General features: G+C 46.2%; 11 protein-coding genes and 1 riboswitch. Of the genes, 6 read left to right on the top strand and 5 right to left on the bottom strand.

The annotated features are described in order from the left end of the window. The 5 genes from NSS87_RS28520 (at position 1) to NSS87_RS28500 (ending at position 7,411) form a co-directional block, all read left to right on the top strand. The gene (locus NSS87_RS28520) at positions 1-1,173 is read left to right on the top strand and encodes an ABC transporter permease (protein WP_339243701.1); all 1,173 of its coding nucleotides are present in this window, start codon (positions 1-3) and stop codon (positions 1,171-1,173) included. Further along, the gene (locus tag NSS87_RS28515; RefSeq protein ID WP_076285708.1) at positions 1,166-2,326 is read left to right on the top strand and encodes an ABC transporter permease; all 1,161 of its coding nucleotides are present in this window, start codon (positions 1,166-1,168) and stop codon (positions 2,324-2,326) included. Before NSS87_RS28520 ends, NSS87_RS28515 begins: the two co-directional genes overlap by 8 nt. A gap of 117 nt (positions 2,327-2,443) precedes the next feature. Next, the gene (locus tag NSS87_RS28510) at positions 2,444-2,767 is read left to right on the top strand and encodes an L-rhamnose mutarotase (RefSeq protein ID WP_339243698.1); all 324 of its coding nucleotides are present in this window, start codon (positions 2,444-2,446) and stop codon (positions 2,765-2,767) included. A 222-nt stretch (positions 2,768-2,989) separates the two neighbouring features. Continuing rightward, positions 2,990-4,144, top strand: coding sequence for a cation:proton antiporter (locus NSS87_RS28505; RefSeq protein WP_042192295.1), 1,155 nt, complete (start codon positions 2,990-2,992; stop codon positions 4,142-4,144). A 252-nt stretch (positions 4,145-4,396) separates the two neighbouring features. Beyond that, on the top strand, positions 4,397-7,411 hold the full coding sequence (locus tag NSS87_RS28500; RefSeq protein ID WP_339243697.1) for an efflux RND transporter permease subunit: 3,015 nt from the start codon (positions 4,397-4,399) through the stop codon (positions 7,409-7,411). Between the two features lie 178 nt (positions 7,412-7,589). Here the strand turns inward: NSS87_RS28500 and gcvPB are convergent, their stop codons facing one another. The 3 genes from gcvPB to gcvT form a co-directional block, all read right to left on the bottom strand. After that, positions 7,590-9,050: an aminomethyl-transferring glycine dehydrogenase subunit GcvPB gene (gcvPB, locus tag NSS87_RS28495; RefSeq protein ID WP_076286983.1), complete on the bottom strand. Its 1,461-nt coding sequence runs from the start codon at positions 9,048-9,050 to the stop codon at positions 7,590-7,592. Continuing rightward, positions 9,047-10,399 (bottom strand): aminomethyl-transferring glycine dehydrogenase subunit GcvPA, encoded by a 1,353-nt coding sequence (gcvPA, locus tag NSS87_RS28490; RefSeq protein ID WP_339243695.1) that lies wholly within the window; start codon positions 10,397-10,399, stop codon positions 9,047-9,049. Before gcvPA ends, gcvPB begins: the two co-directional genes overlap by 4 nt. Positions 10,400-10,505: 106 nt before the next feature. Next, on the bottom strand, positions 10,506-11,618 hold the full coding sequence (gcvT, locus tag NSS87_RS28485) for a glycine cleavage system aminomethyltransferase GcvT (protein WP_042192287.1): 1,113 nt from the start codon (positions 11,616-11,618) through the stop codon (positions 10,506-10,508). 185 nt (positions 11,619-11,803) lie between these two features. Next, positions 11,804-11,902: riboswitch (glycine riboswitch) on the bottom strand. A 179-nt stretch (positions 11,903-12,081) separates the two neighbouring features. Between gcvT and gcvH the strand changes: the two genes are divergently transcribed. Further along, the gene (gcvH, locus tag NSS87_RS28480; RefSeq protein WP_076286985.1) at positions 12,082-12,474 is read left to right on the top strand and encodes a glycine cleavage system protein GcvH; all 393 of its coding nucleotides are present in this window, start codon (positions 12,082-12,084) and stop codon (positions 12,472-12,474) included. Between the two features lie 456 nt (positions 12,475-12,930). On the opposite strand, the gene NSS87_RS28475 is transcribed toward gcvH, so the two are convergent. Continuing rightward, positions 12,931-13,761 (bottom strand): flagellar motor protein MotB, encoded by an 831-nt coding sequence (locus NSS87_RS28475; RefSeq protein ID WP_339243692.1) that lies wholly within the window; start codon positions 13,759-13,761, stop codon positions 12,931-12,933. Further along, positions 13,758-14,540 carry a flagellar motor protein gene (locus tag NSS87_RS28470; RefSeq protein WP_076286986.1) on the bottom strand — a complete coding sequence of 261 codons (783 nt, stop codon included), beginning with the start codon at positions 14,538-14,540 and terminating at the stop codon, positions 13,758-13,760. Before NSS87_RS28470 ends, NSS87_RS28475 begins: the two co-directional genes overlap by 4 nt. Positions 14,541-14,675: the final 135 nt, after the last annotated feature.

Genomic DNA, 14,675 nt, shown 5'->3' with positions numbered 1-14,675 from the left:
ATGAATACTTGGACGATTATGATCTATGAGCTGCGAAGACTATTTAGCTCACGTTCTATGATATTAAATATGTTTTTGCTGCCCCTGTTATTGATCTTTCTCTTAGGTGCTTCGCTCTCCGGTGTCGTTGGTGACAAAGGCTCCACTACTATTGATGTTGTGCGAGTGGCTGTTGTTAATCTTTCTGGTGAGGGCTATGAGAGCTCGGCGATGATGGATAGCTTTTTGAAGTCAACAGAGCTTAAGGATATCATTACTCCGGTTATGGTGGGTAGTCGAGAGGCGGCAGAAAGCGGTCTGCGAACAGGAAAATATGGTTATGCGGTTGTTGTTCCTCCAGGCTTTGATAGTAAGGTACAGAGCGGTGAAGCCGCACAGCTGGAATTTATACTGGGCCAAAAAAGTACAGATAACAGGGTGGCAGGGACGGTCTTCGATAATTTTCTGAGGAATCTTAATTATAAACAGTCTGTGGCGATGACACTGGGTCCAGAAGCTTTGAACGTTATGGCACCTAGTTCCACCAGTAATGAGCCTTCCGTAAAGCTTGGAGAACTGAGCGAGGGAGGATATTCATATACTTCTTCCCAGTTCTATGCGGTATCCATGATGCTGATGTTTTTGCTGTATAGCGGCTTGACGGTATGTACTTCTCTTTTTAATGAAAAAGAAAATCATACCCTTTTCCGGATAAATTCAATGCCAGTCAAAGGCTCAGAACTGTTTATTGGCAAAATGCTTGGTGTGGGTGTTGTAAGTATAGTACAGTGCGCAGCGATTATTATTCTGACGAATGTGCTGTTCGGTGTGAATTGGGGAAATCGCCCGGGCTTGTTACTCCTATTTTGCTTGCTGATGATTGTGGCTTCGATGACCTTATCTATCGTTATTTCTATGTTCAGCAAGACTGGAGCAAGCGCAAGAAGTGTGGTTACGGTACTCACTGTAAGCATGACCTTCATTAGCGGGGGAATGGCACCACTTCCAGAATCGTGGGTGAACTCTATAGGGGCGTTTACGATTAATCATTGGGCAATGCAGGCTATTCTGAAAATGATGTTACATGCCGATGTATCGCAAATTATGCCGAATTTGGGAGTGTTATCGCTGATCTGCCTAGTGTTGTTCAGTGCAGCGGCTATTTCGTACCGGAAGGTGGGTTATCATGGATAAAATCTTAACGATTGCCTGGAACATGGTGAAACGAACCATTGGTACTAGGAAGGGGGTGCTCATCTATATTCTGCTTCCTTGTATTGTACTTGCAGGTATTGTTTCCGTTACTGGAACGATGGGAGAGAACCCAGCTGTTGTGCTGTATTCGAATATGGATAACGGGGCAGCAGGTAAGCATTTGCTCACTGAACTAAAGAATTCCGGAGAATATAAATTTGTAGAAAAGACTGACGAGACTGCTTTAAGAGAAGGCGTAGTCGATCAGAATGGAGAAGCGGGGATTCTAATTCCAGCAGGCTTCACTTCGGCACTACTTGCTGGAGAAGAGCCACAAATTAGTGTGTATGAGCTGAAGACGAATGAAACTTCCGTTATGATTAAATTAAAAGCGAGCACAATTGCTGATGAAATGAGGAGTACGGCCGCGATCATAGGGGCAGTTAATAACGGATCTAAGGACGTTGACGCACAATTTACTACGGTTATGCAAAGAGCGGAACAGCACAGTATTGGCAGCATTCGAACTGATTATAATTTATATCCTCGGGAGGGACTGGGAGTCGTTACGGGCTTAACACTAATGTTTCTCATGAGCCTGGTCACGAGCTCTGTGTCTCTGATTATGGATGATCGGAAAGGCCGGACGATGATGCGAATGTTCAGTGCTCCGGTTCGTTCTTACGAGATTGCTATTGGTAATTTTCTGGGTAGCTTCATGGTCGGACTGATTCAGATCGTCGTAGTGCTCGCCTTAGGTCGCTGGGTGCTGCACTATGATTATGAAGTTCCAATCTATCTATATTTCCTTGTTCTTGCGGCATTTATGCTGGTGTCTATGGGGATCGCGAGTACAGTGGCAGGATTAATTCGTAATCCTAATAATGCTGGTATGCTGAATTCCCTTATTATCACACCGACTTGTATGCTTGGCGGCTGCTTTTGGCCTTTATCCATTATGCCGGACTATATGCAGAAGGCGGCTAACTTTGTTCCGCAAAAATGGGCCATCCAAGCGGTCGACATCGCTGCAACCGGTGGGGGCTGGAATGAGTTGTGGTTACCCTTTGCCATCTTAGGTCTTATGGCTGCTGTGCTACTGGCGATTGGTTCTGCCATTCTCCGCCCAAGTGAAGCGGGAATTAATGCTTAGAAAGCATAAGGCTAGATATTCATAGCTTGGGCTGTTACCTTCAGGTACAATAATAGGTATCAAATGTATTTGATTCTTATTATGTACAATAGAGGACATTTCTAGGAGGATGAACAGATGAGCAGCAATAAATTGGCTTGGACATGGCGGGTGAAGGAAGAATGTCTGGAAGAGTATGTAGCGATGCATTTAAATCCTTGGCCAGAAGTTTTGGAGGAGCACAGTAAAGCTGGTATTTCTAACTACTCCATCTTTCAGAAAGGTAATCAATTTTTTTATTGCTTTGAATGTGAGGATACGGAAGCGGCTTTCGATTACATTGCTAAAAGTGACGCCTGCAACCGATGGAATGCCATTACTTCAAAGATGGTTGAAGGGTCATTTGATTTCAATGATGAGGTGCCAATGTTGCCTTTACGTGAAGTGTTCTATCTAAAATAGTGAAGCTGATTCTTTATTAACTAAAATTTGCATAAGGTAAAATATCGGCGTATCTTGTTTACAGTCTTTTATATTACGGTTATAATATATTTAATATTGTTTAATTGAATAATTTTTTGTTTTTTGGAGGAGCCTGTCAACAAGGGCTCCTCTTTGTCTTTTTTTGGCTTGGAGATGTCCCTGGTTGGCAGTTCTTATATACAACAAGGGAGTGGATGAAACATGGAGTTTGTTCTATATCTTATGCTGATTATACTATTCACCAAGCTAGCTGGTGATTTATCTGTACGACTGGGACAACCGTCGGTACTGGGTAAGCTAATTGTCGGTATCATACTGGGTCCTGCGGTACTGGGTTGGATTCAAAATGGAGAGTTTATTCATTATTTTTCGGAGATCGGTGTTCTATTGTTAATGTTTATAGCAGGGCTTGAGACTGATCTGGATCAACTGCGCAAGAACTGGAAGTCAGCTTTCGCAGTAGCCGTCGGAGGTATTATTTTACCTTTTCTAGGTGGATTCGCCATCGGAGAAATGTTTGGTTTTGCTTATCATAATGCTATGTTTATGGGTGTCATTCTTAGTGCAACTTCAGTCAGCATATCGGTTCAGGTACTGAAGGATATGAATAAGTTGAATACACGTGAAGGTTCTACCATTCTGGGAGCCGCTGTAGTCGATGATATTCTGGTTGTTATTTTGCTCGCTGTATTAATGAGCTTTTTCGGCACAGGAGAATCAGTGTCCATTGGTCTTTTAATTACGAAAAAAGTGTTGTTCTTCGCTGTAGCGCTTGTTGTGGGTTGGTTCGTTGTGCCGCGGGTTATGAAATGGATGGCTCCGTTAAAGGTGACAGAGGCTGTTATCGCAGCGGCGCTAATGATTTGCTTTGCGTTCGCGTATTTTGCTGAAATTATGGGGATGGCAGGCATCATCGGTGCTTTTGCAGCTGGGATTGCTATTTCACAAACCTCCTTTAAGCACACTGTGGAATCTAAGCTTGAGCCTATCGCCTATTCGATTTTTGTTCCGGTCTTCTTTGTCAGTATCGGACTTAATGTTTCCTTTGAAGGGGTTGGCAGTCAACTAGGATTCGTCCTCTTGTTGACGGTGATTGCCATTCTGACCAAGTTGTTTGGTGGCGGTCTGGGGGCGCGTCTTACAGGATTTAATAACCATTCATCGCTTATTATTGGTTCAGGGATGATTTCGCGGGGTGAGGTTGCATTGATCATCGCGGCAACAGGTCTGCAAAGCGGATTGTTGCAGCAGCAGTATTTTACTTCCGTAATTATTGTTGTCATTGTAACTACACTTGTAACACCACCACTCTTAAAATATATGTTCCGCGATCCAGTGCGCGCTAAACAAAAATAATAATCATAGCAAAAGGGTGTCTCAAAAGCCATTTTACATGGCTTTTGGGGTGCTCTTTTTTTGTTTGCTCTAATTCCCTATCCTTCGGAAGGAGAAAGCCCCCCGTCTTAAGACTGAGTATAAAACCAGCCGTAGGGCTGTTTTGACTTCGACCAAAAATGTCTAAACTAAATCTCGGGATGGAAAATAATACATAATGGGGCAGTCATAAGAGGAGTACCAGAAATATACGGGGTGGAAGGGGAAACGATAATGAAATGGTTAACCAAATGGTCGTTCGGTAACAAGGCGGCGGTAGGGCTTTTAGTGGTAATGGCGCTTGTAGTGGGAGGGCTGAGCTACACTTCGCTACCGATGGAATTTATGCCAGAGGCAGATAATCCGCAAGTGACTGTAACGGTGCTCGGTCCGGGTCAGGATGCCCATGCGATGGAGACGAAGGTTACGAAGCCGATTGAGGCTGGGGCCGCATTTGTTAAGGGAAAGAAAGAAATACTGTCCACTTCCGGAGACGGATACGCACAGGTGAATATTTTTTATGACTCAAAAACAAATATGAAGGATGCAGCTGGGGAGGTGCAAAAGGTTGTAGATTCGTTGCAGTTCCCTGAAGGTGTGATGGCCCCTTTTGTACTTCAACTGAATACTTCCATGATTCCTGTGTCGCAGGTCACCCTTTCGTTTGACGAAGGTCTGACTAAAGAAAACCTTAAGCTTGCGGAAGAAACGATCATTCCAGAGATGCAACAAGCAGAAGGTGTAGCCAACGTCGCCTTATATGGGAAAGTAACTCCGCAAGTGCGGGTGAAGCTAGATCCAAAATTAATGGCTGAGAAAGGAATTACGACACCTCAAGTACTAGGGTTACTTCAGGGACGTAATGTATCGGCATCCCTTGGAGAGCAGACGATTGGTGGTCAGACAGGTAACGTAAATGTGGTTTCTACAATTGATAGTATCGATACTCTAAAAAAGCTACCCGTATCCTCGGGTGTTAAGCTACAGGATATTGCTGTCATCGAATTGAAGGAAGATCAAGAGAGCGTTAGCCGCTCGAATGGGAAAGATGTTCTTTTCGCCATAGTAACCAAAGAAGCTAATGCGAATGCAGTAAGTGTCGGAGATCATATACAGGATACCGTAGCACATATTAACAAAACCATTCCAAATGCAGAGGCAGCGGTCGTATTCAGCACATCAGATATGGTGGTTACCTCGGTCAATAGTATGATGCGTGAAGTATTGCTGGGCGCATTGTTCGCGACGATCGTAATTTTACTGTTCCTACGCAACCTGCGGGCAACCCTGATTACGGCGGTTTCTATCCCGCTTTCTCTAGCAGTTACCTTATATCTGCTTGATATATCCGGCATAAGTCTGAATATTATTACGCTCGGTGGCGTGGCTGTTGCGGTCGGTCGCTTGGTTGATGATAGTATCGTAGTGATTGAGAACATTTACCGTAGGCTGCAAAAAGAATCCTTCTCCCGTGAAATGATTATAAGCGCAACTGGGGAAGTGGCTAGAGCGATTACTTCATCTACGATTGCAACGGTAGCGGTATTTCTGCCGATGGGTCTTCTGCGTGGTAGTTTACAGGCGTTCCTACTTCCGTTTGCCTTAACGGTCACGTATTCACTGTTAACTTCACTCGTTGTAGCTTTGACGGTGGTTCCGCTGTTAAGCTCATGGCTGCTGAGAAGAACTTCAATGAAAGAACACGAGCCGTCTAAATGGTTCACCCGATTCCTCGATTGGAATTTGCGCCGGAAATGGATAACTTTATCGCTAGGTCTTCTCCTTCTGATTGGCTCCATCGCTGCTTACGTGACTATGCCAAAAGGCGCGCTTGATGCTTCAGATGCCAGCTATGTCTCTGTTCAGTTGAATTATCCGAAGGATGTTCCTGTCAAAGAGATTTTAGAAAAAGGAAAGCAGTTAGAGCAAGATTTGATGAAACAGCCTGAAGCGGAAACGGTGATCATGCAATCAGGGAACAGTGCAGATGCGGCCCAGTGGGGGTCTGTCAGCTCGGAGACCTTAGTGGACTATACCGTTGTGATGAAAAAAGGTGCGGATGCACAAGGCTTCATCGATCATGTCCGTGATGTGAAGGATTCCTACGCTGGGGCAACACTTGTTGCTAATCAAATGAGTATGATGGGTTCAAGCTCCACTAGCGAATATATTGATATCGTGGGTGATAATCTTACAGATATTACTGCTGTTGCAGCAGAAGTTACGAATAAGTTGAAGACTGTGGAGGGTATTCAGAAGGTCAGTAGCAATATGGAGGATACCAAGCCTGTCTTTACATTTAAGGTAGATCCAGCACAGACGAATGCACAAGAAATTACCATGCAATTGTCAGCTATGCTGAATCCGATCCCTATGGGGCAAATCGAATTGGATGGTACACCTGCAGGAGTAGTGTTAGATCCTATGGCTGAGCCGAAGTCGGAGCAAGATTTAAAAGCAATGACGCTCATGACTGCTGAAGGTCCAAAGCCGTTGTCTCAACTAGCAACCTATGAGGTTCGGAATGAACCAGCACTGTTGTTCCATAAAGATGGGAAGCCATATGCGAGAATTACAGCGGAAGTCGATCCGAAGAAGGTGTCTGAAATCGGAGCGGATATTAAAAAGCAAACCGATAGTCTTACCCTTCCAAAGGGTGTGACTCTATTTGCAGGCGGAGCCTCGGTTGATCAGTCAGAGGATTTCGCTGACCTTGGTATGACAGCGCTGATCTCCATCGGGTTGGTGTATCTGATCATGGTCCTCACCTTCAAAACCCTTCGTGCTCCGCTGGCAATCATGTTCTCCTTGCCTTTGGCTGCGATTGGGGCAATTGTTGGACTGATCGTATCCGGCGTAACACCTGATTTCACTGCCCTGTTCGGGGCTCTGATGCTAATTGGAATCGTCGTTACGAATGCGATTGTGCTTATCGACCGTATTAAGCAGAATGAAACGCATATGGGTATTCGCGAAGCCATTCTGGAAGCGGCCGGAACACGGATGCGCCCGATTCTGATGACGGCTATTGCTACCATTTGTGCCATGACTCCACTACTGTTCGGCCATGCCGAGATGGGCAGCATCGTCTCGCAAAGCTTGGCGATTGTGGTCATCGGTGGCTTGACCGCGGCAACGCTGCTTACGCTGGTTGTGGTTCCAGCGATTTACGAGCTGTTCTACTTCCGTAAATCGGCTAAGGAGCGCAAAGGCGTGGCGAAAGTAGAAACTCCGACGCATGGTGCGTAATATCAAAAAGTTATAGTGATAAACAACTGAAACAGGCCCTTCTCAGACATTTTTAATGATGCTGGGAAGGGCCTGATGATTTAGAGGATGAGAACTTTTCGTGTAGTTGGACAGTGCGAAAAGCAGGCCGACGATACTTGGTATCGTGGCCTGCTTTTTTAATACTACTCATTAGCTGTTAACCGCAAGAACAATTCAATACCGGCTTACGTGCGGCTTGGGTCTCATCCAAACGGCTAATCTCTGTGGTATGAGGTGCGTTGATTACGATTTCCGGTGTCTCCTGAGCTTCTTTTACGATCTGGATCATCGTATTAATGAAGCCGTCGAGCGTTTCTTTACTTTCCGTTTCCGTCGGCTCGATCATCATACATTCCTCAACAGTCAGAGGGAAGTACACGGTTGGCGGATGGTAGCCGAAGTCGAGTAATCGTTTAGCAACGTCTAAGGTGCGCACACCATACTGCTTGAGGTTTTTGCCGGACATTACGAATTCATGTTTACATACGCCCGGATATGGGATTTCAAAATACGGCGCCAGACGGTGCATCATATAGTTCGCATTCAGCACGGCATTTTCGGATACCTCACGCAGTCCGTCTGGACCATAGGTGCGGATATAGGCGTAGGCACGAACGAGAATACCAAAGTTGCCGTAAAAAGCTTTCACGCGTCCAATCGATTCAGGTCCGCCGAAGTCGAGTGAGAAGCTGCTATCTTCGTTTTTCACCACAGTTGGTTGTGGTAGGAACGGAATCAAGATGGATTTTACACCGACAGGTCCGGCTCCAGGGCCACCTCCGCCATGCGGGGTGCTCATTGTCTTATGCAAGTTCAGATGCACAACGTCAAAGCCCATGTCGCCAGGGCGGGTAATACCCATAATGGCATTGGAGTTGGCTCCATCGTAATAGAGTAAGCCGCCTGCTTCGTGCACGATCTCAGCAATTTCGACGATTTGGGTCTCAAACAAGCCGAGTGTGCTTGGATTGGTCAGCATCAATGCGGCTGTGTCACTGCCAACAGCTGCTTTGAGTGCTTCAAGATCAACCATCCCTTTATCTGTGGAAGGGATCGTAATCGTTTCAAGTCCTGCTGCTGAAGCACTAGCAGGATTGGTGCCGTGTGAGGAATCCGGCACGATAACCTTCGTGCGGGTCTCGCCGCGGCTTTCATGGTAGGCGCGGATCATCATGAGGCCGGTCCATTCACCATGAGCACCTGCGGCAGGCTGTAAAGATACAGCATCCATGCCGGTTAGTGCGGATAAGTCATTTTGCAGGGTATACATTAATTCCAGTGCACCTTGAATGCTTTCTTCTGGCTGGTAAGGGTGAATCTTAGCTAGGCCTACGATGCGGGCAACATCTTCGTTAATCTTCGGATTGTATTTCATCGTGCATGAACCGAGTGGATAGAAGCCGTTATCTACACCAAAGTTACGGCGTGACAAGGAAGTGTAGTGGCGAATGACATCCACTTCCGATACTTCTGGAAGCACGACGGGTTCGCTACGGAGTAAACCTGATGGAATCAGAGATTCTAAGCTTTCTTCCTGCGGCACATCGCATAGTGGCAAAGAATAGGCCGAACGGCCGGGACGGCTTAATTCAAAAATTAGACTTTGCTCCGGTTTCATAAACAGCCCTCCAGTGCGCTAGCGAATTGGTCGATTTCGTTTTTGCTTCTTTTTTCCGTAACGGCTACCAGCATATGTCCAGCAAGTTCAGGATAATCACGGCCCAGATCATAACCGCCTAGATAACCTTCCTTCAGCAGCTTCGAATTAATAGCGCTCACGCTGCTTCCTTCAGGAAGCTTCAAGACAAACTCGTTAAAGAAGGGGGAGGAAAAGGCAAGTTCAGCACCTGTTAGTTCGCTTAGTTTATTAGCGGCGTAATGGCTTTTACGAATGTTCAGCTCGCCTACTTCACGCATCCCTTCTTTACCCATTACGGACAGGTAGACGGATGCGCAGAGTGCGAGCAGCGCCTGATTGGAGCAAATATTCGATGTCGCTTTTTCACGACGAATATGCTGCTCACGAGCTTGGAGTGTCAGAACGAAGCCGCGTTTACCGTTACGGTCAACAGTTTGACCAACGATACGACCTGGCATGCGGCGCATTAAATGCTCTGCTACAGCGAAGAAGCCACAGGTTGGACCGCCGAGGGAAGCTGGAATACCGAGTGGCTGAGCGTCACCGACTACGATGTCGGCTCCGAGCTTACCTGGTGTTTCTAGAATGCCAAGAGCGATCGGATTTGCACTGACGACGAACAATCCTTTAACGGCATGGATCAGCGGCTCAACGGAGCTAAGATCTTCGATGCTGCCAAAGAAGTTAGGCGATTGCATCAGTACTGCAGCCGTATCACCATCAATGGCCTCAGCAAGCTTAGCCTGATCGGTAACACCGTCTCTATAGTCAATCTCCACTACCTCAAGACCCCAAGCATTAGCCGATGTGCGTAATACTTGGCGCGCTTCAGGATGAACGGTGCGGGAGACAATTAATTTTTTGCGTTTGGTGGCACCAGCTGCGAGGACTGCTGCTTCGGATAATGCGGTTGCGCCATCATACATACTGGCATTGGCAACTTTCATACCGGTTAGTTCGCAAATGTAGGATTGGAATTCGAAGATTGCTTGCAGTTCGCCTTGGCTGATCTCTGGTTGGTAAGGAGTATAAGCAGTGTAGAATTCCGAACGGGAAATGACATGGTTGATCACCACGGGGATGTGATGGTCGTATAATCCGGCGCCGAGGAAGCTGGCATGCGAATCGAAGTCAGCATTTCGGTCAGCGAGACCTTTCATGTGACGTAGCAGGGCGTACTCATCGAGCGGTTCAGACATCGGCATAGTGCCTTGATAACGGACGGCTTCAGGGATATCGGAGAACAGCTCATCTATGGACTGAATCCCGACGGTTTCCATCATCTCTACGCGGTCCTGTGCTGTCATGGGCAGATAACGGTGCTTCATTAAGGTTTCACTCCTTGGCTTTTCTAAAATATAAGAAAGTACAATTTTCACGTTATACTTTATCCTTTTATTTCTCGCTTAAAAGTTCACCGTCCTAATATGGATGCTAAAGGCGTTTATACTTGTAAAAAGGGGCCTTAATCACGACAGCTTTAAGCTGCTTGCCACGTATCTCTACGAAAACCTCTGTGCCTATTTCACTGTAAGCTGTATCAAGCAAAGCTAATCCCAGGTTGCGTTTCAGCGTTGGAGATTGGGTTCCGGTTGTGACCTCTCCGATTTTGATGCCGTCCGCATAGACTGGGTAATGGGAGCGTGGAATGCCTCGATCAATCATTTCTAGACCGACAAGACGGCGGGGAAGACCGGCTTCTTTTTGCTGTATCAACGCATCGCGTCCGATGAAGTCCGCTTTGTCCAGCTTCACGAAGAACTGTACTCCAGCTTCAAGAGGCGTGATGTCAGCCGACAGCTCCTGACCGTACAATGGCAATTTTGCCTCGAAACGAAGCGTATCCCGTGCGCCCAGTCCAGCAGGTGTTAATCCGTGAGGAGAGCCAGCTGCGAGAAGGCCGTTCCATAACGTTGCTGCCCCATCCAGCGGAGCGTAAATTTCGAAGCCATCTTCACCGGTATAACCCGTACGGGAGATCAGTACTTCTACACCGCAGACGGTTGCGCGTTCGATGAAGTGGAAAGGCTTGAGCGTTGAGATCGGTGCATCAGTAACTTCTGCGAGTATGGTCTCTGCCAGCGGACCTTGCAAGGCGAGCAAAAGCGTCTCGTCAGAGACATTAGTGAGTGTGACTTCACCGAATTCAGAGGTCAGATGTTCTTGCAGCCACTGGAAGTCCTTATCGATGTTGGAGGCATTTACGACAAGCATATAACGGCCTTCACTTAGTCGATACACGAGTAAATCGTCGACCACCCCGCCGTTTGGATAACAGAGCAGCGTATATTGTGCCGCACCATCGGTAAGGCGGCTGACATCGTTGGTCGTCATTTTTTGTAAGAAGGCTTCAGCGCCGCTTCCGATCACCATAAATTCACCCATATGCGATACATCGAACAGTCCAGCCTGCTGGCGAACAGCCTCATGCTCCTTCACGATACCTGTAAACTGTACTGGCAGCTCCCAGCCGCCAAAATCAATGCACCTGGACTCCGCATATGCGGAATAGAGATCATAAAAAGGCGTTCTTTTCAAAGCATCCATGTCGTCACTCCCCTAGTCTGATTACATACGAAAAAAAGGACAGGCAGAAGCAATCATGCATAAATGCACTAATCGCTTTCTGCTCTGTCCTTTGTACCTGAGAGTTACCCTGCGTAACTAACATGCAAGTTTCCCCGTTGGTGACCTGACGCACTCAGCCTCGCGTCTGATGCTCTCCAGAGGTACGTCCGACAAAGGTCCTTTTGCCTGAGAGATTCACCCCTGTTAGGGCTTACTCCTTCGGCGCCGTCTTCAAGTGAGACAGTCTCTCCCTATGCCATCATCCGCAACTGTATTTGTTTCTTATGTCTCCATTAAACGGGTATAGGAGGGCGCTGTCAACAAGAAAAAGTCAAAAAAACGACAAATTTATTTTACTTTTAGTAATATTGACATTATGCTCCGGGATCACTTAGGCTATAACTAAATTTAGAATTCCAATTTGGAAATGAGGCGGCTTGAAATGAGTGAAGTTTTAGATAACCTTCTTTACAGCGAAGAGCATGAGTGGGCACAGCAAGTGGAAGGACGCGTAGTACGTGTTGGGATTACGGATCATGCTCAGCATTTGTTAGGCGATATCGTATTTGTGGAATTTCCAGAAGTGGGTTCGGCCATTTCAGCTGGCGACAGCGTAGGTAGTATCGAATCCGTTAAGACCGTATCGGAACTCTATTCACCCGTCTCTGGGAAGGTTACCAAGATTAATGATGGTTTAGAAGCTAGTCCAGAGCTAATTAATGATAAGCCGTATGGTGAAGGTTGGATTTTTGAAATTGAAGTGGACGGAGAGTATGCTGATGCTGTAAAAGGACTGCTAGATGCAGCTGGATATCGTGCATTGGTAGGGGAGTAATTCTAATTTTTTTCTGAATATTAATTTCACCGAATGTGATATTTATAGCAGCAAGTTTCCGTTTTTGGGGACTTGCTGTTTGGTGTTTTTATATAGATAGTGGTGGTGATTTTCGAGTTAAATCCTGGGACTGTTTGGAATTATGGGATTTTATTTAAAATCGAATCTACTGATTGTGGAATTAGGGAAAACCTCCCTTATTTTAGACGAATATAGCGTGACACTAAGGGTTTTAGGGAATTCCTCCCTAAAATTTCAGTGAAAAGCGCTATTTCTGACTAAATAGGGTATTAATCAGGGAGGAATTCCCTAATTCTACGCCTGGACAAGGGAATAGGCAGATAATCAGGGAGTATTTCCGTAATAAATAGTGGCGAGCCCATTTTGGTATGTTGATAAGCAGATTCGCTCCCGCACAGGCCTAGCTATTGTAACTAGCTCTGAGTAAAACATTTTTTATGCACCCTCTTGAAGCTGCCGCAGCACAATGATCTCTACACGGCGGTTCTTTTGCTTACCTGCAGCTGATGTGTTCTCCGCGGTGGGCTGGGTATCAGCATACCCTGCATATTGAAAATTGTCGGGGTTCAACCCTTCATGATCTAAGAAAAAGCGAAGCACTGACAGCGCACGAGCACCAGATAGCTCCCAGTTGTCGTTATAGTGAGAAGCCGAAGATACTGGAGTATTGTCGGTATGTCCTTCAATGCTGATCTTTGCGCCGATATCGCTGAATAAGCCAGATAACTGCTGAAGAGCAGGAAAGGCTGGTGATTTCAGGTCTGCCTTACCTATATCGAAGAGAAAACGGTCACTGAGTGTGATTTCTATCCCCTGCGGTTTGTCGGCAACAAAAATTTGTTCTCCGAGATTATTTTCCTCTACATAGTTCGTAATCACACCCATTAATTCAGCAAGTTTAGCCTCTTGTTCTCGAAAAGCAAGTTCACGTGCCGAAGGTGCTTCATTAACGGCCTTATCGTCTGTGTTAGGACTTGGTTCCGCTGCTGGATTTGAGTTATTAACTGTACTTCCCGGTTTGCTCTCAGGGGTCTTCCCAGCATCTAATATGCCGTTCCCACCCTCAAGGACAGTGCTGCCAGATTTGAAGGTCTCGGATAACGAGCCTGTCACGATGTTATATTTGTCAGTATCCAGGCTGCTCATCGCATACAATATAACGAAAAAAATAAGTAAAAGTGTAATTAGATCAGCATAAGTAATCATCCAACGGTCGCGGCTTTCCCGAGTCTCTACACGCCGCTTGCGCCGGTCTCTTTGTCTCATAGAAGACCTCTAGTTTCCGCACGGTCATTCGTGTCCGTGTCTGAGATGAATGAGTTCAGTTTTTTACGCACCAGCAAGGGGTGATCCCCGTTCTGCAAAGAAAGAATGCCGACGAGCAGCATTTCCATACTATGTAGCTGGCTTTGACTGCGGGATTTGATTTTGGAAGCGATGGGTAAAAAAATTAAATTAGCGATGGCAACACCGTACAATGTTGCGGTAAATGCCACTGCGATAGATGTGCCCAGATTTGACGGATCTGTAAGGTTGCCAAGTACACGGATGAGCCCCATCACCGTCCCGATAATTCCCATCGTTGGTGCATATCCACCTGCAGCTTCAAAAATCTTAGCATAGTTCTCATGCTTCAATTCTTTAGCGTCCATTTCTAATTCAAGAATCTGTCTTACCTGCTCAGGATCAGTGCCGTCGACAATAAGAAGTAGACCTTCACGTGTAAAAGGGTCCGGATGTTCTTCAGCTTGTTTTTCTAACATTAGAACGCCGCCGCGACGGGCCACAGTTGCCATTGCAATGAGTTCTTCTGCTTTTTCTACATCACGATCAGGGTTGCTACCGAAAGCCATGCGTAATGCTGTTGGAATGGAGCGCAGCTTAGATGCCGGGAAACTGATCATAACGGCGGCAAACGTACCCCCGAACACAATCAAAGCTGCATTAAGCTGCAGCAGTCCTGAGAGGCTTCCGCCTTCCCAGAGATAGCCGCCGATTAACGCAGCCAGTCCAGCCAATAGGCCGATTATTGAGGTAATATCCATGCTTCAAGCTCCTAACATTTCTATGTATTATGGTTTGCAACGATCTAGGCAACACTGTATAATGAACGGGAACACATATTCTTATCTTCCATATTTTTTAATTATAAGAAAGTATAAGTTTCACGTTATACTTTA

The organism is Paenibacillus sp. FSL F4-0243 (assembly GCF_037963295.1).
GTDB lineage: Bacteria > Bacillota > Bacilli > Paenibacillales > Paenibacillaceae > Paenibacillus_AQ.
This window is presented reverse-complemented; position numbering and strand designations above follow the sequence as displayed.